The sequence below is a fragment of the Phytomonospora endophytica genome (assembly GCF_014202425.1).
Lineage (GTDB): Bacteria > Actinomycetota > Actinomycetes > Mycobacteriales > Micromonosporaceae > Phytomonospora > Phytomonospora endophytica.
The window spans coordinates 113,636-137,748 of the sequence record NZ_JACHGT010000012.1 but is presented as its reverse complement, the minus strand read 5'-3'; the positions used below and the strand labels follow the sequence as shown (position 1 = coordinate 137,748).

The following is a 24,113-nucleotide window of genomic DNA, read 5'->3' as shown; positions in this document are numbered from 1 at the left end:
CCGGGTGCGTTGCCGGGGCTCTGCCCCGGACCCCGCAAGGGGCTTCGCCCCCTTGCCCCCCGGCCTCGCTCGGGAGACTGGGGGTGCCTTGGCGGTCTTTGGTCGGGTGGCCGGGGCGCGGGCTGAGGTTGTTTGGCACAACCTGTCTCCGTCTTTTTCGGCCGGTCAAGGGGACACGAAGAACCTGGGGCAGTCAAGGGAAAGAGCGCCCTTGACAGCCCCAGAACCTTCGTGTTGCACCAATCCCTGGCCGAAGCGACGGAGACAGAGGTTAGTGGTGGTGGGGGGTGTGTCGCGCTGCGCGCGACCTTGGAGGCCTGTCCCGAAGGTCGCGGTCGTGTGGTGGGTACTGCTTTGCGGCGAGCGTGGGAACACACCGTGAGGTCAACACCACCTGCGCTGTGGTCTCGCCGGTCGTTGAGGAGTGGCGCTTCCGGTCGTGCCGCGCACTTGGGGGCGCCGCCGCAGCGGTCCGCACCCGCTCTGGCTCCTTACTCACCGTTACCTTCTGTCCGTCGGGTTCTTGGGTTCACTCCTCGTAAATCATCCCAAATTTGTGCAATACCACGCTCTTTCACAGTTGTTACTGACCCGTTATGTAGTCAGCCGTTCCGTCTCCGTCCTCACCGTCGTTAACCTCACACAGCCGGGCGCGCCCCCTCAACCCCTCGCCGCGCTTGGCGGGGAGGACGCGCTGTGGGCGTTGCCGTCGAGATCGAAGGGCTCACCAAATCCTTCGGGAAGCAGACCGTCTGGTCGGACGTGACCTTCGATCTGCCGCCCGGGGAGATCTCTGTCCTGCTCGGGCCTTCGGGCACGGGGAAGTCCGTCTTCTTGAAGACCCTCGTCGGGCTTTTCAAGCCTGACCGGGGTTCGATTCGGATCGACGGGCAGGAGGTCACGACCCTGCATGAGCGGGAGCTCTACGCGGTGCGTCGTCGGCTGGGGGTTCTCTTTCAGGACGGCGCGCTCTTCGGGTCGATGAACCTGTACGACAACATCGCCTTTCCCTTGCGTGAGCACACGCGCAAGACGGAGGCGGAGATCCGGGGCATCGTCGAGGATCGTCTCGAACTCGTCGGCATGACCGGTGACGGGGACAAGTTCCCCGCCGAGATCTCCGGGGGCATGCGCAAGCGGGCGGGTCTTGCCCGTGCCCTTGTGCTCGACCCCGAGTTGATCCTGTGCGACGAGCCGGACTCCGGTCTCGACCCCGTGCGCACGGCCCTGCTCGGCGAGCTCATCTCGGAGCTGAACGCGGCGACCGGCGCGACGTTCCTGATCGTCACGCACGACATCAACACGGCTCGTACGATCCCCGACCACATCGGCATGCTCTATCTGCGTCGGCTCGTCGCGTTCGCGCCTCGGGCGGAGATGCTGGCTTCGGACGAGCCCGTCCTGCGGCAGTTCCTGAACGCTTCGCGGGAGGGGCCGATCGGCATGACGGAGGAGAAGGACGCTCTGGAGGTCGCGCGGGAGCGTGAGCGCGAGTTGGCCGTCGACGACTACCGGGGCGACCATCGGGAGGGGCCGTGAGGCCGTTTCGCGCCACGGGCGAGTTCGTCGCCTTCTGCCTCGACACACTGCGTTCTCTGTTCCGGCGTCCCTTTCAGTTCGCCGAGACGATCCAGCAGGCGTGGTTCCTGGTGAGCGTCTCGATTCTGCCTACGGCGCTGGTGGCGATCCCTTTCGGTGCCGTGGTGGCGTTGCAGTTGGGTTCGCTGACCAAGCAGCTGGGCGCGCAGTCCTTCTCGGGTGCGGCGAGCATCATCGCGGTGGTGCGTGAGGCGGGACCGATCGTCACCGCCCTGCTGATCGCGGGCGCTGGTGGCGCGGCGATGTGCGCGGACCTGGGCGCGCGCAAGATCCGTGAGGAGCTCGACGCGATGCGCGTCCTGGGCATCGACCCGATCCAGCGCCTGGTGGTGCCTCGGGTGCTGGCCAGCGCGGTCGTCGCGGTCCTCCTGAACGGTGTCGTCTCGGCGGTGGGCATCGCCGGCGGCTACGTCTTCACGGTCATGCTCCAGGACGGGACTCCGGGCGCCTATCTGGCGAGTTTCGCCGCGCTGGGGCAGGTCGCCGACCTCGTCTCCGCGGAGTTGCGGGCCCTCGTCTTCGGGATCCTCGCCGCCCTCGTCGGCTGCTATCTGGGGATGACGGCCAAAGGTGGCCCGAAGGGCGTGGGTCAGGCGGTCAACACCTCGGTGGTGGTCAGTTTCATGCTGCTGTTCGCGGTGAACTTCGTGATGGTCGCGATCTACTTCCAGGTCGTTCCGCAGAAGGGATCGTGATGACCGTCCTCGACCTGCTGGGCAGGCAGCTCCTCTTCTACCTCCGGGCGGGCGCGGCGACCCCTCGGACGCTCAAGCGCTACAAGCGCGAGGTCATGCGGATCCTCGCCGAGATCAGCTTCGGGACGGGCGGGCTGGCGCTGGTCGGCGGCACCGTCGGCGTCGTGGTCTTCCTGACCTTCTTCACCGGCACCGAGGTGGGTCTGCAGGGCTACCAGGCCCTCGACCAGATCGGGTCGAGCGCGTTCACGGGCTTCATCTCGGCCTACTTCAACACCCGTGAGATCGCGCCGCTCGTCGCGGGCATCGCGTTGTCGGCGACGGTCGGCTGTGGCTTCACCGCGCAGCTGGGCGCGATGCGGATCAACGAGGAGATCGACGCGCTTGAGGTCATGGGCCTGCCGTCGATGCCTTACCTGGTCACCACGCGCATGATCGCGGGCCTGCTCGCGACGGTGCCGCTGTACGTGATCGCGCTGCTGTCGTCGTATTTCGCGACCCGCTTCATCGCCGTCTGGTACTTCGATCAGCCCGCGGGGACCTACGACAACTACTTCAATCTCTTCCTGGTCCCCAGCGATCTGCTGTGGTCTTTCGGGAAGGTCTTGTTCTTCGCCGTTGTGGTCATTCTCGTGCACTGCTTTTATGGGTATCACGCCGAAGGCGGCCCGGCCGGCGTCGGCGTGGCCACCGGCCGCGCCGTGCGGACCTCGCTGGTCTCGATCAACGTGGTCAACCTGTTCCTCGGCCTCGCCGTGTGGGGCGCGACCACGACCGTGCGGATTGTGGGGTAGCCGGCATGAGCCTGCGAGTGAAGGAGCGGCTGACCGGGCTGGCGTTCATCGTCATCCTGCTGGCGTTGCTCGGCGTGTGCGTCGCGGCGTACATGAAGGTCTTCACGCCCGTCACCTGGATCTCCCTCGAAACCGACCACACCGGCCTCCAGTTCAACGAAGGCGCCGACGTCAAACTGCACGGCGTCCTCGTCGGCGAGGTCCGGACCATCGCCAGCCAGGGCGACGGCGCCAGGCTCAAGCTCGCGCTCGACCCGGCCATGGCCCGCCAGATTCCCGGCGACGTGTCGGCACGCCTGCTGCCCAAGACCCTCTTCGGTGAGAAGTACGTCGAGCTCGTGCCACCGGCGGCCGCGTCGGGCACGATCGCGCCCGGCACGGTCATCACCCAGGACCGCACCTCGACGGGCGTCGAACTGGAGTCGGTGCTGAACAACGCGCTCCCGCTGCTGCGGGCGCTGCCGCCCGACAAGCTGTCGGCGACCCTGTCGGCGATGGCCACGGCCCTCGAAGGGCGCGGCGAACAGCTCGGCGAGACGATCGTGAACCTCGGCGACTACGTCCGCGAACTCAACGAGGAGATGCCGACGATCGAGGCCGACCTCGAACTCCTCGCCGAGGTCCTCGACAACTATCACGGGGCCCTGCCCGACCTGATGGGCGTGCTGCGGAACCTCACGGTCACCGCGAACACGATCACCGACCAGGAGTCGCAGCTCAAAGCCTTCCTGACCACGACCGCGGACTTCGCCGACGACACCCGCGTCTTCCTCGACCGCTATCAGGGCCGCCTCATCCAGTTCGGTGAGGTCACCCGCCCGGTCCTCGACCTCCTGGCCGCCTACGCGCCCGAGTACCCGTGCCTGTTCGCCGGCCTGGTTGAGATCAAGCCCGCCATCGAGGACACCTTCGCCACCGGCCGCCTGCACATCACCCTGGAGATCGTGGCCAACAACGGCAAGTACGAACCCGGCCGCGACGAACCCGAATGGCTCGACCGGCGCGGACCCGACTGCCGCGGCCTGCCGAACCCGAACGTCCCCGGCGCCGAACACCCCATCGACAACGGCTACGACTACGACGGCAGCCGCGTCAACCTCCCCATCGAACTGCCGGGCCTCACCGACGCCGAGTCGACCGTCACGCCCCCCGCCGGCCTGCCGCTCATCGAGCCGCCCGGCGAGGAGAACCCCGCCGTCTTCGACCCGACCATGGGCTACGCCGGCACCGCGGAGGAGCAGGCCGTCATCGACCCGCTCGTCGCGGCCTTCACCGGCCAGAACGTCACCGACCTATCCGACCTCGCCACCCTCCTGTGGGGGCCGCTGCTGCGCGGCACGACGGTCAACGCGACCAGTTAGGAGACCCCACGTGACCGGCGGATGACCACGTGAACCCTGTTGTTACCGACTCGTAACTTCGCAACCCGTGACTCGGGCCACCCGGATGTCGTTGAATCACGCATAGCCGGGCGTGTCCCCCTCAACCCCCTCACACACCCGGCGGGAGGAGCCGTGCGAAGCAACCCCACCGGTCGCGCCGCCGTCAAGTTCGGCGTGTTCGCCGTGGCCACCCTGCTCGCCCTGGCGTTGCTCACCGAATCCCTCGGTGGCTTCGACCTGCCGGGCGGCGTCTCCTACCGTGCCCAGTTCAGCGACGTGACCGGCGTCCTCGCCGGCGACGACGTCCGCATCGCCGGCGTGAAGGTCGGCGAGGTCACCGAGGTGACCCTGAAGCAGGACGAGTCGGCCACCTACGCCGAGGTCGCCTTCAACCTCGACTCCGCCTCCCGCCGCCTCCCGAACTCGGTCGAGGCGACGATCCGCTACCGCAACCTCGTCGGCCAGCGCTACATCTCCCTCGCCGAAGCCCCCGGCGACGCCACCGCCCTCCAGCCCGGCGCGACGATCCCCCTCGCCCAGACCAACCCGGCCCTCGACCTGACCGCCCTGTTCAACGGCTTCCGGCCGCTGTTCACGGCGCTCAACCCCGAAGAGGTCAACAAGGTCTCCTACGAGATCGTCCAGGTACTCCAGGGCGAAGGCGGCACCCTGTCGAGCCTCCTGACGCACACCGGCTCCCTCACCTCGACCCTCGCCGACCGCGACGAGGTCATCGGCCGCGTCATCACCAACCTCAACACCGTCCTGGCCACCGTCGCCGAACGCGACGACGAACTCTCCACCGCCATCGGGCGGCTCCAGGAATTCGTCAGCGGCATGGCCGACGACCGCGAGATCCTCGGCGAGTCGATCGTGTCCCTCGGCAGCCTCGCCGACTCCACTCAGGGCCTGCTGTCCGACGCGCGGCCCGCCCTCAAGGCCGACATCGGCGCCCTCGGCGAGCTCGCCGCGAACCTCACCGACAACGCCGACGCCCTCGAAACGGCCTTCGCGCGCCTCCCCGACACCTACGCCAACCTCACCAAGACCGGCTCGCACGGGTCGTGGTTCAACTTCTACCTGTGCAACGCCGACGGTCAGGTCACGCTCCCGCTGGTCGGACCGGTCAACCCGGCCACGCTCAACTCGCCGAAGGCGAGGTGCCAGTGAAGAAGTCGTTCAGTGAACGCGACCCGGTCCCGATGGGCATCGCGGCGATCGTCGTGCTGGCCCTCGCCGTCACGGCGGCGTTCAGCATCAACCAGATCACCGGCTTCCTCGGCGGGAGCACCTACTCGGCGCAGTTCCGCGACGCCGCCCAGCTCAACCCGGGCACCGAGGTGCGCGTCGCGGGCGTGAAGGTCGGCGAGGTCACCGACGTCGAACTCAGCGGCCTCGGCACACCCGAACCGCACGTGCGCGTCGACTTCCGCATCGACGGCGACGTCCGGCTCGGCACCGAGACCGGCGCGACCGTCCAGCTCAAGACCCTCCTCGGGCAGCGCTACGTCGCCCTCGCCCCGGCCGGGGGCGGCGACATGGAACCCGGCGACACGATCCCCCTCGCGCGCACCGCGACCCCCCTCGACGTCGTCGACGCCGTCAACGGCCTCGCCGACACCTTCGGCGAGATCGACACCGAGGCCCTCGCGCGGGCCATGTCGACACTGACCGACACCCTCGAAGAGACCCCGGAGGGCTTCAACGCCTCCATCGACGGCCTGTCGCGCCTGTCGGAGACCATCGCCTCCCGCGACGCCGAGCTGCGCGAACTCCTCGCGCACGCCGCGACGGTCACCACCGCCCTCGCCGAACGCGACGACGAGTTCGTCAAACTCGTCGAAGACGGCAACCGCCTCCTCGAAGAGGTCCGCAACCGCAAGGACGCCATCCACGAACTCCTCGTCGCCACCGGCGCGCTGTCGGAGGAGCTGGAAGGACTGGTCACCGACAACAAGGCCCAGCTCAAGCCCGCCCTCGACAATCTCCACTCGGTGACTCAGCTGCTGCTCGACAACCGCGAGAACCTGGAGGCGACCTTGACGAACATGGGACCCTTCGTGACCGCGTTCTCCAACGTCCTCGGCAACGGCCGCTGGTTCGACTCCTACATCGACGGCCTCCTCCAGCCCTACGGGGTCGGCGAGCCGCCGGCGAAGAAGGAGGAGAAGTAGCCATGCGCGCCGTGCTCCGCAAACCCGTCGTGATCTTCGCGGCGATCGCCGTCCTGCTCCTCGCCGGGTTCTTCGCCTGGCAGCGCCTCACCGCCGCCTCCACCGGCATCACCGTCTACCTCGACCGGGCCGTCGGCGTGTTCCCGGGCTCCGAGGTGCGCATCCTCGGCGTGAAGGTCGGCGAGGTCCACACGGTCGAACCCGAAGGCTCCCGCGTCCGCGTCGAACTGTCCTGGGACGCCGACTACCCCGTCCCCGCCGGCGCCAGCGCCATCGTCGTCCCGCCGAGCCTCGTCGCCGACCGCTATATCCAGCTCGCCCCCGCCTACACCGGTGGCGAGAAGATGACCGACGGCGCCGAACTCCCGCCCGAGCGCACCATCGTTCCCCTCGAACTCGACGAGGTCTACGCCGCGCTCAACAAGTTCGCCGACGCCCTCGGCCCCAACGGCGCAGGCTCCGACGGAGAGCTCGCCGAACTCCTCGAAGCCGCCCGGAAGAACCTCGAAGGCAACGGTGCGCCCCTCGGCGAAAGCCTCGACAACCTCGCCAAGGCCCTCTCCACCGTCTCCGACGGCCGCGGCGACCTCTTCGCCACCATCGACAACCTCGCCACCTTCACCACCGCCCTCGCCCAAAGCGACGGGCAGGTGCGCCTGTTCAACGAACAACTCGCCGACGTCGCCGGGCAACTCTCGGAGGAACGCGACGAACTCGGCGACGCCCTCCAGAAACTCGCCGGGGCCCTCGTCGTCGTCACCGGCTTCATCGAGGACAACAAGGAAACCCTGGTCACCAATGTCGACGCGCTCGCCGAACTGACCGGAGTCCTCGCCCGCCAGCAGGACGCGCTGATCACCGCCCTCGACTACGCGCCGGTGGCCCTCTCGGACCTCCAGCTGGCCTACAACAGCTCCTCGGGCACCCTCGACACCCGCGACAACGTCCTCGGCGCCAACGACCCCGCCGGGTTCGTCTGCAACCTCATCGCCGGTCTCCTCCCCGTCGAGGACATCCCCATCGAGTGCCTCAACCTCGCCGAGGCCCTCGCCGCCGCGGGCCTCGAACTACCGCCCGACCTCGCGAAACTCGCCGGGGGCAACTGATGCGGAAACTCGCGCGACTCCTCCTCCCGGCCCTTCTTCCGGCCCTCCTCACCGCGTCGGCCTGCTCCTCCCTGCCCCTCCCCGGCGGTGAGGGAATGGGCGGCTACGCCGTGAAGATCGAGTTCGCCGACGTCCTCGACCTCGTCGAGAACTCCGCGGTGAAGGTCAACGACGTCACCGTCGGCACCGTCGAGGACATCGCCGTCGACGGCTGGACCGCCGAGGTCACCGTCCGCGTCAACGACGACGTCCAACTGCCCGCCAACAGCACCGCCGCGCTGCGCCAGACCAGCCTCCTCGGCGAGAAGTTCGTCGCCATCAGCCCGCCCATCGACGTCGCCCCCGAAGGCGCCCTCACCGACGGCGCCACCATCCCCATCGACCGCACCCGGCGCTCCGCCGAGGTCGAAGAGGTCCTCGGCGCGCTCGCCCTCACCCTCGGCGGGGGAGGCCTCGAACAGCTCCGCACCATCAACACCGAGCTGATCAACGCCCTCGAAGGCCGCGAGACCGACATCCGCGACACCCTCGGCGAGCTCGACGCCTTCGTCACCTCCCTCGACGCCCAGCGGGAACAGATCGTGACCGCGATCGACGCCCTCGACGCCCTCGCCCTCGACCTGGCGAAACAGACCGACGACATCGGGGCCGCGCTCGACGCGCTCGGCCCGGGCGCGGAGGTCCTCGCCGAGCAGCAGGGGAACCTGTCGGCGGCCCTGGAGGCGCTGAAGAAACTCGGGGACGTCGGCACGCACGTCGTCGAGGCCAGCCGCGACGACACGCTCGCCTCGATCGAGTCGCTCCAGCCGATCCTCGAACAGCTCGTCGCCGCCGGCGACGACTTCCCGCAGGGTCTCGAACTGGCACTGTCCTACCCGTTCCCGCACAACGTGTCGGGCGCGATCCAGGGCGACTTCGTCAACCTGCACATCACCCTCGACCTCGACCTCGGCGACGTCCTCGGGAACCTCTTCGGCGGCAAGGCCCCCGACGCGGGCCCCGAAGACGACGAGGGCCCACCCGCCGACGAGGAGCCCGGACCGGGCGAGGCGAACCCGCTGACCGGCGGCCTCGCCGAACTGCTCCTGGGAGGACTGGCCGGATGATCACTCGGCGCGCACGCGTCCAGATCGCGCTCTTCGTCGTCCTGTCCCTGGCCGGCGCGCTGTTCGTGGGCTTCAAGTACCTCGGTATCGGCGACGGCTCGTACCAGGTCTACGTCGACATGGCCGATACCGGCGGCGCCTACGAGCACGGCTCGGTGACCTACCGGGGCGTGCAGATCGGCCGCGTCGGGGAGATCAACCTCCGCCCGGGCGGCGCCCGCGTCCAGCTCGACATCGACCGCGGTGTCCAGGTCCCGCGCGACCTGAAGGTCGTCGTCGCCAACCGCTCCGCCGTCGGCGAGCAGTACGTGGACCTGCGCCCCGCCTCCGACGCCGCGCCCTACCTGGAGCCCGGCGAGACGATCGGCTCCGACAAGGTCACCGTCCCCCTCGCCGTCGAGAGCCTGCTGACCAACCTCGACGCGCTCGTCGCGACGGTTGACCCCGAAGACCTCGGCGTCGTCATAGACGAACTCGGCCAGGCCTTCGAAGGCAACGGCGAGGCCCTCGCCACGATCCTCGACGCCACCGACGCCCTCCTCACCGACGCCGCCGCCTACCTCCCGGAGACCCTGACACTGCTCAAGGACGGCCGGACCGTCCTCGACACCCAGGCCGACTCCGCGCAGGCCATCGCGCGATGGGCCAAGGGCCTGCGCGAGTTCACCGAGACCCTGAAGAAGTCCGACGGCGACCTGCGCACCATCCTCGCCGCAGCACCCGAGACGACCACCCAGGTCAGCGACCTCATCCGCGACCTCGACCCGCAACTCGGCGTGCTCCTGGGCAACATGATCAGCGTCAACGGCGTCGCCGTCCGCCGCCTCCCCGGCATCGAGAGCCTCCTGATCTCCTACCCCTCGGTGGTGTCCGGGTCGTTCACCGTGACCCCCGGCGACGGGACCGCCCACTTCGGGCTCGTCCTCAACTTCGACAACCCACCGCCCTGCATCTACAACAAGGGCGCCGGGCCCGTCACCTGCACCGGCGGCGAACTCGGCGACGGCTCGGCCGTCCGCGGCTGGCAGAACGCCCCCGGCCCGACCGGCGGACCGATCTACCCGGCCCCGCTCCCCGGCGAACCCGAACCCGACCCGGCCGCCGAGCCCGCGCCCACGAGCCTTCCCGGCACGACCATCGCCGGATACGACCCCGCGACCGGACTCGTCGTCGACAACCTCGGCCTGCCGATCGCGTTCGGCGGCACCGGCGGGCAGTACGCGCTCGCCGGCGATCAATCCTGGCGCCAGCTTCTGCTGGCCGGCCTCGCGGCTTAAGGAGGCCTGCACCACATGGAGAAGAAGAGCGTTTTCGAACGCCGCCCGCTCTGGATCGGGCTGAACATCGTCCTGCTGCTCATCGTCCTCGCGGCCCTCGGCCTCGGGGGGTACTCGGGGTGGAAGTTCGCCGCCGCCGAGCAGAACGACGGCGTCCAGGCCGACGCCCTCGCCGCCGCGCGCCAGCACGTCGACGGATTCATGACCACCTCATCGGGCAGCGTCGACGCCGACCTCGACCGCATCGAGGCCGCCGCCACCGGCGAGTTCAAGGAACAGTGGATCAAGAACGAGGCCGCGCTCCGCGAGTCGATCGTGGCCAACCAGGCCACCTCGAACGGGGAGATCCTCAGCGCCGCGGTCGTCGACGACAGCCCGGACTACCCGACCGACCACGACTCCGTCGGGGTCATCGTCGCCGCCGACGCGACCGTCACCAACGTCAACGCCCCCGAAGGGCGTCTCGTCCACTACCGGGTCATCGTCGGGATGACCCTGGTCGACGGGAAGTGGCTGATCGGGAAGCTGGGGTTCGTGGAATGAGCGGCAAATACGTCCCGCGCTCGCTGCGCGAGAAGAACAGGAAGCCCCGCCCGTCGGGCGCCGCGACCGGTTCGGCCGACTCGTCCGGCTCGGCGAAGAAGCCCGGCGAAGCCACCGACGGCTCGGTGAAGACCGCGCCGAAACCCTCCCCGCGCCCCCGCCCGACGCCGGGCACACGACCCGCACCCCGCACGCGCGGAGCGGTCCGCCCCCTCCGGCGCCACCGGAGCGTCGCACAACTGCGGCGCCTGGCGCTGCGACTGTCGGCGACGGCCGTGCTGATCATGCTCATCGCCGGAGCCACCTTCTACTTCCTCCAGCGCGCCGACGGCCTCGACAAGGCCGCCGCCGAAGCCGAGGCCGACGCACGCGTCGCCGTCCAGGCGATCGTCGCCTACGACTACCGCAGCTTCGACTCCTCCAAGGCCAACGGCATGGCCCACGTCACCGGAGCCTTCGCCGAGGACTACGGCAAACAGATGGACGGGCTGCGCGACCAGGTCATCAAGGAGAAGGCCGTCGTCGTCGCACCCGTCAGCGGCTCCGGGATCGTGTCGGTGGAGACCGACGGGCTGTTCTCCTTCACCCCGAAGTCCGTGGACGTGCTGCTGTTCGTCAACCAGATCCGCCGTAACGACAACATCAACGGCGAGAAGGTCGACACCAACCGCATCGTCCTGCACATGGTGCAAGACGGCGGGGAGTGGAAGGCCGCGAGCGTCACGGCGTACTGAGCGCGTGGGTTTTCGCCGAAGCGTCGCGGGGTTAGCGTCGTCGCGTGGAACTGACCGTCACCGACGCCCCCGCCCCCGCCGACACCGCGCTGATCTCCGACGCGCTCGACCGCTACAACATCGACGCCACCGGCATCGACGACCGTCGGCCCCTCGCCGTCCTCGCCCGCGACCCCCGCACCGGTGACGTCGTCGGCGGACTCACCGGGCGCACCTCGCTCGGGCTGTTCTTCGTCGACCTCTTCCACCTGCCGCCCGACCTGCGCGGCGGCGGACTCGGCGGCCGGATCCTCCGCCTCGCCGAAGACGAGGCGCGCGCCCGCGGCTGCCGCTCGGCCGTGCTCTACACGATCACCTTCCAGGCACCGGGCTTCTACCGGAAGCACGGGTGGACCGACCTCGGCGAAGTCCCCTGCGAACCGCCGGGGACCAGCCGCGTGTTCATGACCAAAGACCTGCGTCAATAGGCGACCGTGATGCGTTCGCGCACGTGGTCGCCGCTCTCCAGCGCGTCGACCAGCGCCACCGCGTAGTCCTCCGCGCTGATGTGGCTGCGGCCCTTCGCGTCGGTCAACAGGCGATTCGCGCCGACCCGGAACTCGCCCGTGCGCTCACCCGGCGCGATCGAGGCGGCGGGGGAGACGTAGGTCCAGTCCAGGTCGGTGATCTCGCGGAACACGTCCAGGACCTCGCCCTGAGCGGCCGCCTCACCCTTGTAGGCGTCGGGGAAGTCGGCCGTGTCCGACAGGCGCATACCGCCGCCGACCTCCAGACTCCCCGCGCCGCCCACCCAGACGAGACGCCGGGTGCCCGACTCACGCGTCCCGTCGATGATCGCGCTCGCCACCGCCAGGAACGGGCCCGTCGGCGGCGACCCGTCCCGTGGCGGCGCCACGGCCGCGACGACCACGTCGACGCCCTCCGCGAGTTCCGCCACGGCCTTCGGGTCGTTCGCGTCGGCGGAGACGCGCGAAAGGCGCGGACTCGGCGGGACACCGTCGGCCCGGCCGCTGCGAGTGACGGCGACGACGTCATGGCCACGCCGCAGTGCTTCGGTGGCGACGCGGCTGCCGACCATGCCGCCGGCGCCGATGAGGAGGATGCGCATGGGGACACCGTAAAGACGAGCAACCCGCCACGTACCGAGATTAGTCAATACGCGACAATTCCGCGCATGACAATTTCGATGGTACCGAAGTGGTACCGTTATGGTATGGCTATGAACCTGCGGCTCCCCGAAGACATCGACGCTCGTGCCAAGGCTCTCGCCGAGCGCGAACACCGAAGCCTGCACAGCCTTGTGGTGAACGCCGTGGACGAGTACATCCGTCGGCATGGCGTCGACCGTGCCGTCGAAGACATCGCGCGTGCGGGTGCGGCGCGTTACGCTGATGCGCTTGACCGGCTCGGTAAATCGTGACCCTGATCTATCTCACGGCTGAACACCTATCCACCATTGCCGAAGCCGCGATCGAAGGCCGGGTCCTCTTGCGGGATCCCGGCCTTTTGGCTTCGGCGGCGGAGCGTCCACGAACAGTGCTCTTCGGGGAGGAGCAGTACCCGAACCTGCTGGAGAAGGCTGCGGCGCTTATGCACTCCATCGCGCGTTTCCATCCACTGGTCGATGGCAACAAGCGTTTGGCCTGGCTCGCGACGTACACGTTCCTCGAACTCAACGGCGTGCGGGTGACGGCGACGAACGACGAGGCCTACGACCTGACCATCGCGGTCGCCTCGGGCGAACTGCGCGAGGTCGGTGACATCGCGGCCGCGCTGGCGGGGCTGGTCGAGGTGTGACAGGCCCCGACGGGGCCGCGCCCTCACTCCGCGCGGCCCCGGCTCGGGTTAGGCCGTCAGACTCCACTTGCCGTCGGCCATGACGGTGACGATCGACGGTCCGGCTTTCGCCGCGACCGTGCCCTCGTACTTCCCGATCTCGTTGATCGCGAGGTTCGGGAAGCCGCCGAGCGGATACTGCGTGACGATGAAGTTCGCCTGACCCGAGTGCTCGGCGTCCCACGTCGCCGCGTCTCCGTCGTAGCGGTACACGGCGTCGCCGCCGCCTTTCGCCGGGGACGGGAGGGCCTTGGCGGCCGATAGCGGGGCGATCGTGATCGTCCAGTCGCCGTCGGCCTTGACCTCGAAGGTCGCGGGTTCGCCGAGGGCGCTCAGGCCGAAGGCCGTGCTGCCCTTGTAGTTGCCGATGGTGTTGACGAGCAGGTCACCGGTCGGTTCGTTGTCCTTGTCGAGTCCGCTGATGATGAAGTTCGCCGAACCGTCGTGGCGGGCGGTCACGATTCCGGCGCGTGCGCCGGCGGGCAGCTTGAGGACGGTGTCGCCGCTGCCGGACTTCTCGACGGCCTCGAAGGTGCCGTACTCGTCGTCGTAGGGGTCGGTCTCGGGCTCGGCCGCCGTGTCGTCGGCGGGGGCCTCGTCCTTGGGCTCCTCGCCCGGCGCGTTGTTCGCCGAGTTCGGCGATGCGTCGTCGCCGCCGGAGTTGAGCGCGGCGACGCCACCGCCGCACACGCACAGCAGGAGCACGACGGCGCCGACGATGAACCACCACCGGCGATACACGGGACTCTTGCGCGGCGGCACGACCGGCGCGGGCCCGGGCGGAGGGGCGAAGGGCGGAGGGGGCGGGGGGACGGCGTTGTCCACGATCACTCCTGAAGGAAAGTGGATGAATAGGCATGAATGGGGTGCGTAAAGCGCGGCTGGAAGCCGTCGGTTCGGGCTGAATGGCGCACGTCACCGAGTTCACGGGGCGTGACTGCCGGGCTACGGGCCGCCCGGTCAGGTCAACTTACGCACGAGCTGCGGCGCCGCCAAGGCCGATAGGGCAACCGCGGGGGTAGCCGGGGCGGGCTGGGGGTCTTCACTTCCGCCGCGGGCTTCGCGTCCCCTTCGTCCCCGCCGGGCCTCTTTGCGTATCGCGATCACCTGTTCGAAAGCGCTAGTCCTGGCTCCACCTCAGTAAACTCCCCGCCGCCTCTCCCATTCGTCATCACTCCAGTCACGCCCGCCACTTCCTTCACCGTGACGGCTTCGTGACCAAATCCGGCCGTCCCCTTGACGACGTGACCTCCGTCAAGGCAAGCTATGCGCAGACAACGCCACTCACGCGTGGCCATACTGGTTCCAAGAGGCGTCCGGCCGGGGGTTCTAGAGGGCGCCTGGACAGTCGTCTGTGCTTCGGCTACACTGCTAGTTTGCGCTGCCCTCTCACTCTTGAACCCGTGGGTAACTGCCCTTTAATCGGCTAAATGTCCGGTTATGGGAGTTTGACACGGGCCGCGTGGGGTGCGCGCTAAACGGCCGTTGCAACACAGGTCCTCGGAAGGACGCATCTTGGCAGCTTCCCGCCCTGCGAAGACCAATCTCACTACGAGCGCACTCGCTCCTCGTCGGATTTCATTCGGCAGGATCAAAGAGACCCTTGAGGTACCCAACCTCCTCGCCATCCAAAACGAGTCCTTCGACTGGCTCGTCGGCAATGAGGCTTGGCGTTCCAGGGTCTCCGACGAGACCTCGCCTAAGTGCGGTCTTGACGAGATCCTCGAAGAAATCAGTCCCATTGAGGACTTTTCGGGCACGATGTCCCTCTCCTTCTCGAATCCGCGCTTCGACGAGGTGAAAGCCTCCACCGAGGAGTGCAAGGAGAAGGACCTCACCTATTGCGCCCCGCTGTTCGTCACCGCGGAGTTCATCAACCACAACACCGGTGAGATCAAGAGCCAGACGGTGTTCATGGGTGACTTCCCGATGATGACCCCGAAGGGGACGTTCATCATCAACGGCACCGAGCGTGTCGTCGTCTCCCAGCTCGTCCGCTCTCCCGGCGTGTACTTCGACAAGCAGCCGGACAAGACCAGCGACCGCGACCTCTCCCTCGTCAAGGTCATCCCCGGCCGTGGCGCGTGGCTGGAGTTCGACGTCGACAAGCGCGAGACCGTCGGTGTCCGCATCGACCGGAAGCGGCGTCAGGCCGTCACGGTCCTGCTGAAGGCCATCGGCTGGAGCGGCGAGCAGATCCGCGAGCGCTTCGGCTGGTCCGAGATCATGATGGCCACGCTGGAGAAGGACCACGTCGCGGGCACCGATGAGGCGTTGCTCGATATATACCGCAAGCTTCGTCCGGGCGAGCCGCCGACCAAGGACAACGCGCAGGCGCTGCTGGAGAACCTGTTCTTCAACCCGAAGCGCTACGACATGGCCAAGGTCGGCCGGTACAAGCTGAACAAGAAGTTCCACGCCGACAACCCGGTCCAGACGAACACCCTCACCGAAGAGGACCTCGTCGCCACCATCGAGTACCTCGTCCGCCTGCACAACGGCGAAGAGGGCTACGAGGCCGACGACATCGACCACTTCGGCAACCGCCGCCTGCGCACCGTCGGCGAGCTCATCCAGAACCAGGTCCGTGTCGGCCTGTCCCGGATGGAGCGCGTCGTCCGCGAGCGCATGACGACGCAGGACGTCGAGGCCATCACGCCGCAGACCCTGATCAACATCCGTCCCGTCGTGGCGGCGATCAAGGAGTTCTTCGGCACCTCGCAGCTGTCGCAGTTCATGGACCAGGTCAACCCGCTCGCGGGCATGACCCACCGTCGTCGGCTGTCCGCGCTGGGCCCGGGTGGTCTTTCGCGCGACCGCGCCGGCATGGAGGTCCGTGACGTCCACCCGTCGCACTACGGCCGGATGTGCCCGATCGAGACGCCGGAAGGCCCGAACATCGGCCTGATCGGCGCCCTGTCGAGCTTCGCGCGGGTCAACCCGTTCGGCTTCATCGAGACGCCGTACCGCAAGGTCGTCGACGGCAAGGTCACCGACCAGATCGACTACCTGACGGCCGACGAAGAGGACCGTTACATCAAGGCGCAGGCGAACACGCCGCTGCGCAGCGACGGTTCCTTCGCCGAGGACCGCGTCCTCGTCCGCCGTAAGGGCGGTGAGGCCGACCTCGCGCCGGCCAGCTCCGTCGACTACATGGACGTCTCGCCGCGGCAGATGACCTCGGTCGCGACCGCGATGATCCCGTTCCTGGAGCACGACGACGCCAACCGTGCCCTCATGGGCGCGAACATGCAGCGCCAGGCGGTGCCGCTGATCCGTCCGAAGTCCCCGGTCGTCGGTACGGGCATGGAGTACCGTGCCGCGGTCGACGCCGGTGACGTCGTCGTCGCCGAAGAGGCCGGTGTCGTCGAGGACCTGTGCGCCGACTACGTGACCGTGCACCAGGACGACGGCCACCGTCGTACCTACCTGCTGCACAAGTTCCGCCGGTCGAACGCGGGCACCTGCGTCAACCAGATCCCCGTGGTCAACGAGGGCGACCGCGTCGAGCGCGGTCAGGTCCTGGCCGATGGTCCGTCCACCGAAAAGGGTGAGATGGCGCTCGGCAAGAACCTCCTCGTGGCGTTCATGTCGTGGGAGGGCCACAACTACGAGGACGCGATCATCCTGTCGCAGCGCCTCGTGCAGGAGGACGAGCTCACCTCGGTGCACATCGAGGAGCACGAGGTCGACGCCCGCGACACCAAGCTGGGTCCGGAGGAGATCACCCGGGACATCCCGAACGTCTCCGAGGAGATGCTGGCCGACCTCGACGAGCGCGGGATCATCCGCATCGGCGCCGAGGTCCGCGACGGCGACATCCTCGTCGGTAAGGTCACGCCCAAGGGCGAGACCGAGCTGACCCCGGAGGAGCGGCTGCTCCGCGCGATCTTCGGTGAGAAGGCGCGCGAGGTCCGCGACACCTCGCTGAAGGTTCCGCACGGTGAGACCGGCACGGTCATCGGTGTCCGCACGTTCTCGCGCGACGACGGCGACGAGCTGTCCCCGGGCGTGAACGAGCTGGTGCGCGTGTACGTCGCCCAGAAGCGGAAGATCTCCGACGGTGACAAGCTCGCCGGCCGGCACGGCAACAAGGGCGTCATCTCGAAGATCGTCCCGCAGGAGGACATGCCGTTCCTTGAGGACGGCACCCCCGTGGACGTCGTGCTGAACCCGCTGGGTGTCCCCGGCCGTATGAACATCGGCCAGGTTCTTGAGGTCCACCTCGGGTGGATCGCCAAGCGCGGCTGGAAGATCGAGGGCGACGACGCCGACTGGAAGAAGGCGCTGCACGCGATCGGTGCCAGTGAGGCGCCGGCCGACAGCAACGTCGGTACCCCGGTCTTCGACGGTGTCAAGGAAGACGAGATCGTCGGGCTGCTGGAGAACACCCTCCCCAACCGCGACGGCGAGCGCATGGTCGGCGGTAACGGCAAGGCGCGGCTGTACGACGGCCGTTCCGGTGAGCCGATCCCGGACGCCATCGCGGTGGGCTACATGTACATCCTGAAGCTCAACCACCTCGTCGACGACAAGATCCACGCGCGTTCGACCGGTCCGTACTCGATGATCACGCAGCAGCCGCTGGGTGGTAAGGCGCAGTTCGGCGGCCAGCGTTTCGGTGAGATGGAGTGCTGGGCGATGCAGGCGTACGGCGCCGCTTACGCCCTGCAGGAGCTCCTGACCATCAAGTCCGACGACGTCGTCGGCCGCGTGAAGGTCTACGAGGCCGTGGTGAAGGGGGAGAACATCCCCGAGCCCGGTGTTCCGGAGTCGTTCAAGGTGCTCCTGAAGGAGCTGCAGTCGCTGTGCCTGAACGTCGAGGTGCTCTCCAGCGACGGCGTGGCGCTCGAAATGCGCGACACCGACGACGAGATCTTCCGCGCGGCGGAGGAGCTCGGTATCGACCTGTCCCGGCACGAGCCGAGCAGCGTCGACCTCGAAGGCGCTTAAGCCAGATCGACGGGGCCGGGTGTGACAGCCCGGCCCCACAAATCCCAGAGAACCAGATCTAGCAACAAGGGGATTGAAACCTAGTGCTCGACGTGAACTTCTTCGATGAGCTTCGGATCGGTCTGGCCACAGCAGAGGACATCCGTCAGTGGTCGCACGGCGAGGTCAAGAAGCCGGAGACGATCAACTACCGCACGCTCAAGCCGGAAAAGGACGGGCTCTTCTGCGAGAAGATCTTCGGCCCGACCCGCGACTGGGAGTGCTACTGCGGCAAGTACAAGCGCGTCCGCTTCAAGGGCATCATCTGTGAGCGCTGCGGCGTCGAGGTGACCCGCGCGAAGGTGCGCCGTGAGCGGATGGGCCACATCGAGCTGGCCGCCGCCGTCACCCACATCTGGTACTTCAAGGGCGTCCCGTCGCGGTTGGGCTACTTGCTCGACATCGCGCCGAAGGACCTTGAGAAGATCATCTACTTCGCCGCGTACGTGATCACCTCGGTCGACGCCGAGGCCCGCACGCGCGACATGTCGACGGTCGAGAACGAGATCGCCGCCGAGAAGCGCCAGCTGGAGAACCTGCGCGACTCCGAGCTGGAGAAGCGCGCCTCGAAGCTGGAGGCCGACCTGGCCGAGCTTGAGGCCGAGGGCGCCCGCTCGGACGTCCGCCGCAAGGTCAAGGAGGGCGGCGAGCGCGAGATGCGCCAGCTGCGCGACAAGGCCCAGCGGGAGATCGACCGCCTCGAAGAGGTGATGGACACCTTCCGCAAGCTGGACTCGAAGCAGCTGATCGGTGACGAGCTCCTCTACCGCGAGCTCTACGACCGCTTCGGCGACTACTTCAAGGGCGGCATGGGTGCGGAGGCCATCAAGGAGCTCCTCGCCAACCTCGACCTGAACGACGAGTCGGAGTCCCTGCGCGAGACGATCCGCTCCGGCAAGGGCCAGAAGAAGGTCCGTGCCCTCAAGCGGCTCAAGGTCGTCGCGGCCTTCTCGACCACCGGCAACTCGCCGATGGGCATGGTCCTCGACTGCGTTCCGGTGATCCCGCCGGAGCTGCGCCCGATGGTGCAGCTCGACGGTGGCCGTTTCGCGACCTCCGACCTCAACGACCTGTACCGCCGGGTCATCAACCGGAACAACCGTCTCAAGAGGCTGATCGACCTCGGCGCGCCCGAGATCATCGTCAACAACGAGAAGCGGATGCTCCAGGAGTCCGTGGACGCGCTGTTCGACAACGGCCGTCGTGGACGCCCGGTGACCGGTCCCGGTAACCGTCCCCTGAAGTCCCTCAGCGACATGCTGAAGGGCAAGCAGGGTCGTTTCCGGCAGAACCTGCTCGGCAAGCGCGTCGACTACTCGGGCCGTTCGGTCATCGTCGTCGGCCCGCGCCTGAAGCTGCACCAGTGCGGCCTGCCGAAGCAGATGGCCCTCGAACTGTTCAAGCCGTTCGTGATGAAGCGCCTGGTGGACTTGAACCACGCGCAGAACATCAAGTCGGCCAAGCGCATGGTCGAGCGCGCGCGCCCGGTCGTGTGGGACGTCCTCGAAGAGGTCATCACCGAGCACCCGGTCATGCTGAACCGTGCGCCCACGCTGCACCGTCTCGGCATCCAGGCCTTCGAGCCGCAGCTGGTCGAGGGCAAGGCGATCCAGATCCACCCGCTGGTCTGCACCGCCTTCAACGCCGACTTCGACGGTGACCAGATGGCGGTGCACGTGCCGCTGTCGGCCGAGGCGCAGGCCGAGGCCCGGATCCTGATGCTGTCGAGCAACAACATCCTCAAGCCGTCCGACGGCCGTCCGGTGACCATGCCCACCCAGGACATGATCATCGGTCTGTACCACCTGACCCACGGCCGCGACGACGTGATCGGCAACGGGCGTTCGTTCAGCTCGCTCGCCGAGGCGATCATGGCCCTGGACGCGGGTGTGCTGAACCTGGCGTCGCCGATCAAGATCCTGCTCGACGGGGTCTACGCGGTCGACAACGGTCCGGGCGTGCCGGCCTTCGAAGGCCCCGAGGGCTGGGAGCCGGGCACGCCGCTCGTGCTCGACACCACCCTCGGCCGGGTCCTGTTCAACGAGACCCTGCCGGTCGACTACCGCTTCGTGAACTACGAGGTCCGCAAGGGCCAGCTGTCGGACATCGTCAACGACCTCGCCGAGCGGTACCCCAAGGTGCAGCTGGCGGCGTCGCTGGACGCGCTCAAGGAGGCCGGTTTCCACTGGGCCACCTGGTCGGGCGTGACCATCGGCATCGAGGACGTCGTCCCGCCGGCGCGCAAGCCGGAGATCCTGGAGCGTTACGAGAAGGACGCCGAGCGGATCGAGAAGCAGTACCAGCGTGGTCTGATGACCGCCGAGGAGCGTCGCGGCGAGCTGATCGAGATCTGGACGAAGGCGACCAACGAGATCGCCAAGGAGCTCGACCACTCGCTTCCGCAGGAGAACCCCCTGTGGAAGATGATCAACTCCGGCGCCCGAGGCAACATGCTTCAGCTGCGTCAGATCGCCGCGATCCGTGGCCTGGTGGCCAACCCGAAGGGCGAGATCATCCCGCGTCCGATCAAGTCCTCGCTGCGCGAGGGCCTGTCGGTCCTGGAGTACTTCATCTCGACCCACGGTTCCCGTAAGGGCCTCGCCGACACCGCTCTGCGTACCGCCGACTCGGGTTACCTGACCCGGCGACTGGTGGACGTGTCGCAGGACGTCATCGTCCGCGAGGAGGACTGCGGTACCGAGCGGGCGATCCGCCTCCCGATCGCCGAGAAGCACGAAGACGGCTCGATCATCAAGCACGAGCACGCCGAGACCGCGGTCTACGCGCGCACCATCGCCGAGGACGTCTCCGACGCCAAGGGGAAGGTCATCGTCGCGGAGGGCACCGACCTGTCGGCGCCGATGATCGACGAGCTCGTCGCCAACGGCGTCATCGAGGTCCGGGTCCGCTCGGTCCTCACCTGCGAGTCCGCGATCGGTGTCTGCGGTGCCTGCTACGGCCGCTCGATGCCGACCGGTCAGCGCGTCGACATCGGCGAGGCGGTCGGCATCATCGCCGCCCAGTCGATCGGTGAGCCCGGTACCCAGCTGACGATGCGCACCTTCCACACCGGTGGTGTGGCGGGTGACGACATCACGCAGGGTCTGCCGCGTGTGCAGGAGATCTTCGAGGCGCGTGTCCCGAAGGGCAAGACCTCCATCGCGGAGGTCGCCGGACGGATCCGCATCGAGGACAGCGACAAGTCGCGCAAGATCATCATCGTCCCGGACGACGGCGGCGAAGAGGTCGTGTACGACAAGGTCTCGCGTCGTGTGCGCATGAACGTCCACGAGGGCGGTCACGTCAACGTCGGTGAGAAGCTGCACGTCGGCACCGTCGACCCGCACGAGCTGCTGCGCATCCTCGGCCCGCGTCAGGTGCAGATGCACCTCGTGGACGAGGTGCAGAAGGTCTACCGCTCGCAGGGCGTGATGATCCACGACAAGCACATCGAGATCATCGTGCGGCAGATGCTCAAGCGCGTCACCGTCATCGACTCCGGCGCGACCGAGTTCCTGCCGGGCTCGCTGACCGACCGCGCGCGTTTCGAGACCGAGAACCGCCGCATCGTCTCCGAGGGCCAGGAGCCGGCCTCCGGCCGTCCGGTGCTCATGGGGATCACCAAGGCGTCGCTCGCGACCGACTCGTGGCTGTCGGCGGCCTCCTTCCAGGAGACCACCCGCGTGCTCACCGAGGCCGCGATGAACGCCAAGGGCGACAACCTCGTCGGCCTCAAGGAGAACGTCATCATCGGTAAGCTCATCCCGGCCGGTACGGGCATCGCCAAGTACCGCAACGTTCGGGTCGAGCCGACCGAGGAGGCCAAGGCGCGCGTCTACTCGATGTCCGGGTACGACGAGCCCAGCGGCTTCGGCTTCGGTCCCGGTGGCGGGGCCGCGGTTCCGCTCGACGACTTCGACATCGGCGGGACGTTCTAGGACCACCGCCATCGCGGCGGGTTCGCGTGAGTGGATCCGCTGCGACGGGCGGGACGTTCTAGGACGACCCCGACGACCCCGACGACCCCGACGACCCCGACGATCCTCAGGGCGCCTTCTCCTTCGGGAGGGGCGCCCTGAGGCGTATCCGTGCTCCTACAGCCAGCCGCGCAGCGCGGCCTCGGCGCCGAGGGCGAAGCGGGAGGCCGCGCCGACCAGCGCCATCAGCGCGGCGACCTCCCGCTGTACCGTGCGCTGGCCGATGTAGAGCCGGCGCGCGATCTGCGTGTCGGACGCCCCCTCGGCCAGCATGCCGACGATGAGCGTCTGCCTCTCGTTGAGCCGCACCCCTTCCCTGAAGCTCTGCCGCTCACCGGGTTCCTGCCCGCGTGCGACCGTGGCCGCCGCAGTGACACCCCACATCCTTCTCACCCCGTATCCCGCGATCCACCGATCCCATCATGGCTGCCGGATCGGTAATTGCGCCCCACCGTGGCGGATAATCCCATGGTCACGAGCCCGGCACAACACCGAATACAGCCTGGGTGCGGCCGAAAACAGTCAACTACCCGTCACCATCGAAGTATTTGAATGTAAGCACCGGTGCTTTCTGGCGGCTATGCGCCAGCTCCCGCGGAAGCGTTCCCGGCGGGCCGGGGCGTGCGCCTAGCGTGGTCGTCGCGGGACGCGAAGGCCGCCGCGAGGGGGCAGCGCGGTCGGCGGCTCGCGAGGTCAGGGGCTCGCGGCGGCGGGGAGGGGCGCCGCGGGCCTCCTGGCGTGCCCCGCCCGGCCCGGAAGCCGCGAGGCGGCCGGATTCTTACCCGCGCGGCGGCCGCGCCGATCGCGCCCGTGCCTCTCGACGCCGGCTCCGGCCATTGTTCCCCGGCGAATGAAATGGCCCCGTACGACAATTCGCACGAGGCCCTTCGTTCGTTCAATGCTTTAGTCCGGCAATTCTTTAATTGTTCGAATAGGCCCCTTGCTTATGACCTCGGTCACAGTGTGCGGCCGCTCGCCGCCCCCGTGGGCGAATGCAGCCAGCCGAGGCGGGAGGCGGCCGCGCCCAGACTGAAGCGCGTCCGGGTCCCCGACATCTCCATGAGGCGGCCGATTTCCCGCTCAACCGTGCGTATCCCCAGGTAGAGCTGCTCGGCTATCTGTTGGTCGGTGTGTCCTTGCGACAGCAGGAGCAAGATCCGCAGCTGCCTCAGGTTGGGCCGCTGACCTGCCCTTTCCACCATCCGAAAACCCCCTCGGTCTCCTTGCTCGTCATGGGGAGGATGACACAAAGAAGAAACCGTGGCAATGGCGGGAATCCGTCAGCTTGAGGTACGGCCTTGAATTGATCGCGGTCGTTACGTAGCTTGGAACGTATCCAGAGAACGGCCGCGGCGGTGCGACGCCGCGACCGTCGTTCCCCTACTCACAAGGAGCGCCTAATGGGGAAACTGCGTGCGATTCTACCGTCCAAACCAGGGCTGAAGGCCCTTGCGGTCGGGCTCATCGCCGTCGCGTCGATCGGGGTCGCCGGCCCGGCGATCGCCAACTCCGGCGACTACAGCGTCAACGGCGCCAGGATCTGGCGTGGCCTGGGCACCGGCGGTCCGCTGGGCCTGGGGTACATCGGCCAGGGCGCCGACGTGTACTGCTGGAACGGTGAGTGGAACTACCACCGCAACCGCACCACGGGCGTCACGGGCTACTCGCACGACTCGGTGATCTGGTGGGACGGCGGCATCCCGCACTGCTAGAACACCACGCGGGTGCGCGCCCGGCGCTATGGGCGCGCACCCGTTTTCACCGCCCACAGATCCCCGTTTAGCACTGATCACCGAAACCGACGCGAAAGGCACGCCCGCCCCCGCGATCCGCGCATTCCCACTGCGCGATCACGGCGACTCGCGAGGGCGGGAAATGTACGCCACGGAGACCTTTCC

At 68.0% G+C, this 24,113-nt stretch carries 21 protein-coding genes; 17 read left to right on the top strand and 4 right to left on the bottom strand.

Going from position 1 to position 24,113, the window contains the following annotated elements:
• The first annotated feature begins 696 nt into the window (after nucleotides 1–696).
• The 12 genes from HNR73_RS25965 to HNR73_RS25910 all read left to right on the top strand — a co-directional run bounded on the left by HNR73_RS25965 (nucleotide 697) and on the right by HNR73_RS25910 (nucleotide 11,877).
• The gene (locus HNR73_RS25965; RefSeq protein ID WP_184790241.1) at nucleotides 697–1,539 is read left to right on the top strand and encodes an ABC transporter ATP-binding protein; all 843 of its coding nucleotides are present in this window, start codon (nucleotides 697–699) and stop codon (nucleotides 1,537–1,539) included.
• A complete protein-coding gene (locus HNR73_RS25960) occupies nucleotides 1,536–2,294 on the top strand; it encodes an MlaE family ABC transporter permease (protein ID WP_184790240.1) in 759 nt (252 codons plus the stop codon). Before HNR73_RS25965 ends, HNR73_RS25960 begins: the two co-directional genes overlap by 4 nt.
• Nucleotides 2,294–3,088, top strand: coding sequence for an MlaE family ABC transporter permease (locus HNR73_RS25955; protein WP_184790239.1), 795 nt, complete (start codon nucleotides 2,294–2,296; stop codon nucleotides 3,086–3,088). Before HNR73_RS25960 ends, HNR73_RS25955 begins: the two co-directional genes overlap by 1 nt.
• Before the next feature lie 5 nt (nucleotides 3,089–3,093).
• The gene (locus tag HNR73_RS25950; RefSeq protein WP_184790238.1) at nucleotides 3,094–4,449 is read left to right on the top strand and encodes an MCE family protein; all 1,356 of its coding nucleotides are present in this window, start codon (nucleotides 3,094–3,096) and stop codon (nucleotides 4,447–4,449) included.
• Between the two features lie 153 nt (nucleotides 4,450–4,602).
• A complete protein-coding gene (locus tag HNR73_RS25945; protein ID WP_184790237.1) occupies nucleotides 4,603–5,640 on the top strand; it encodes an MCE family protein in 1,038 nt (345 codons plus the stop codon).
• The gene (locus tag HNR73_RS25940; protein WP_239122313.1) at nucleotides 5,637–6,644 is read left to right on the top strand and encodes an MCE family protein; all 1,008 of its coding nucleotides are present in this window, start codon (nucleotides 5,637–5,639) and stop codon (nucleotides 6,642–6,644) included. Before HNR73_RS25945 ends, HNR73_RS25940 begins: the two co-directional genes overlap by 4 nt.
• 2 nt (nucleotides 6,645–6,646) lie before the next feature.
• Complete coding sequence (locus HNR73_RS25935; protein ID WP_184790236.1) at nucleotides 6,647–7,750, top strand: MCE family protein; 1,104 nt, start codon at nucleotides 6,647–6,649, stop codon at nucleotides 7,748–7,750.
• Entirely contained in the window at nucleotides 7,750–8,856 is a 1,107-nt protein-coding gene (locus tag HNR73_RS25930) for an MCE family protein (RefSeq protein ID WP_184790235.1), read from the top strand. The genes HNR73_RS25935 and HNR73_RS25930 overlap by 1 nt, the downstream gene beginning before the upstream one ends.
• The gene (locus HNR73_RS25925) at nucleotides 8,853–10,133 is read left to right on the top strand and encodes an MCE family protein (protein ID WP_184790234.1); all 1,281 of its coding nucleotides are present in this window, start codon (nucleotides 8,853–8,855) and stop codon (nucleotides 10,131–10,133) included. Before HNR73_RS25930 ends, HNR73_RS25925 begins: the two co-directional genes overlap by 4 nt.
• Nucleotides 10,134–10,148: 15 nt before the next feature.
• Nucleotides 10,149–10,676: an Rv1363c family protein gene (locus tag HNR73_RS25920; protein ID WP_184790233.1), complete on the top strand. Its 528-nt coding sequence runs from the start codon at nucleotides 10,149–10,151 to the stop codon at nucleotides 10,674–10,676.
• The gene (locus HNR73_RS25915; RefSeq protein WP_184790232.1) at nucleotides 10,673–11,410 is read left to right on the top strand and encodes a hypothetical protein; all 738 of its coding nucleotides are present in this window, start codon (nucleotides 10,673–10,675) and stop codon (nucleotides 11,408–11,410) included. The genes HNR73_RS25920 and HNR73_RS25915 overlap by 4 nt, the downstream gene beginning before the upstream one ends.
• Before the next feature lie 44 nt (nucleotides 11,411–11,454).
• Nucleotides 11,455–11,877: a GNAT family N-acetyltransferase gene (locus HNR73_RS25910; protein WP_184790231.1), complete on the top strand. Its 423-nt coding sequence runs from the start codon at nucleotides 11,455–11,457 to the stop codon at nucleotides 11,875–11,877.
• On the opposite strand, the gene HNR73_RS25905 is transcribed toward HNR73_RS25910, so the two are convergent.
• Nucleotides 11,871–12,518, bottom strand: a complete 648-nt coding sequence (locus HNR73_RS25905; RefSeq protein ID WP_184790230.1) for an NAD(P)-dependent oxidoreductase — start codon at nucleotides 12,516–12,518, stop codon at nucleotides 11,871–11,873. The two genes, HNR73_RS25910 and HNR73_RS25905, sit on opposite strands and share 7 nt — an antisense overlap.
• A gap of 111 nt (nucleotides 12,519–12,629) precedes the next feature.
• Here HNR73_RS25905 and HNR73_RS25900 point away from each other — a divergent pair, with 111 nt between their 5' ends.
• Nucleotides 12,630–12,830, top strand: coding sequence for a CopG family transcriptional regulator (locus HNR73_RS25900; RefSeq protein ID WP_184790229.1), 201 nt, complete (start codon nucleotides 12,630–12,632; stop codon nucleotides 12,828–12,830).
• The gene (locus tag HNR73_RS25895) at nucleotides 12,827–13,207 is read left to right on the top strand and encodes a type II toxin-antitoxin system death-on-curing family toxin (protein ID WP_239122314.1); all 381 of its coding nucleotides are present in this window, start codon (nucleotides 12,827–12,829) and stop codon (nucleotides 13,205–13,207) included. Before HNR73_RS25900 ends, HNR73_RS25895 begins: the two co-directional genes overlap by 4 nt.
• 48 nt (nucleotides 13,208–13,255) lie before the next feature.
• On the opposite strand, the gene HNR73_RS25890 is transcribed toward HNR73_RS25895, so the two are convergent.
• Nucleotides 13,256–14,071, bottom strand: coding sequence for a TM2 domain-containing protein (locus HNR73_RS25890; protein WP_184790228.1), 816 nt, complete (start codon nucleotides 14,069–14,071; stop codon nucleotides 13,256–13,258).
• Nucleotides 14,072–14,761: 690 nt separating this feature from the next.
• Here HNR73_RS25890 and rpoB point away from each other — a divergent pair.
• On the top strand, nucleotides 14,762–18,199 hold the full coding sequence (rpoB, locus tag HNR73_RS25885; RefSeq protein ID WP_184790227.1) for a DNA-directed RNA polymerase subunit beta: 3,438 nt from the start codon (nucleotides 14,762–14,764) through the stop codon (nucleotides 18,197–18,199).
• Nucleotides 18,200–18,282: 83 nt separating this feature from the next.
• Nucleotides 18,283–22,176: a DNA-directed RNA polymerase subunit beta' gene (locus HNR73_RS25880; protein WP_184790226.1), complete on the top strand. Its 3,894-nt coding sequence runs from the start codon at nucleotides 18,283–18,285 to the stop codon at nucleotides 22,174–22,176.
• Between the two features lie 156 nt (nucleotides 22,177–22,332).
• On the opposite strand, the gene HNR73_RS25875 is transcribed toward HNR73_RS25880, so the two are convergent.
• Nucleotides 22,333–22,599, bottom strand: a complete 267-nt coding sequence (locus HNR73_RS25875; protein WP_184790225.1) for a LuxR C-terminal-related transcriptional regulator — start codon at nucleotides 22,597–22,599, stop codon at nucleotides 22,333–22,335.
• 572 nt (nucleotides 22,600–23,171) lie between these two features.
• Entirely contained in the window at nucleotides 23,172–23,417 is a 246-nt protein-coding gene (locus tag HNR73_RS25870) for a helix-turn-helix domain-containing protein (protein ID WP_184790224.1), read from the bottom strand.
• Between the two features lie 198 nt (nucleotides 23,418–23,615).
• On the opposite strand from HNR73_RS25870, the gene HNR73_RS25865 reads away from it, so the two are divergent.
• The gene (locus tag HNR73_RS25865) at nucleotides 23,616–23,927 is read left to right on the top strand and encodes a hypothetical protein (protein WP_184790223.1); all 312 of its coding nucleotides are present in this window, start codon (nucleotides 23,616–23,618) and stop codon (nucleotides 23,925–23,927) included.
• Nucleotides 23,928–24,113 lie beyond the last annotated feature (186 nt).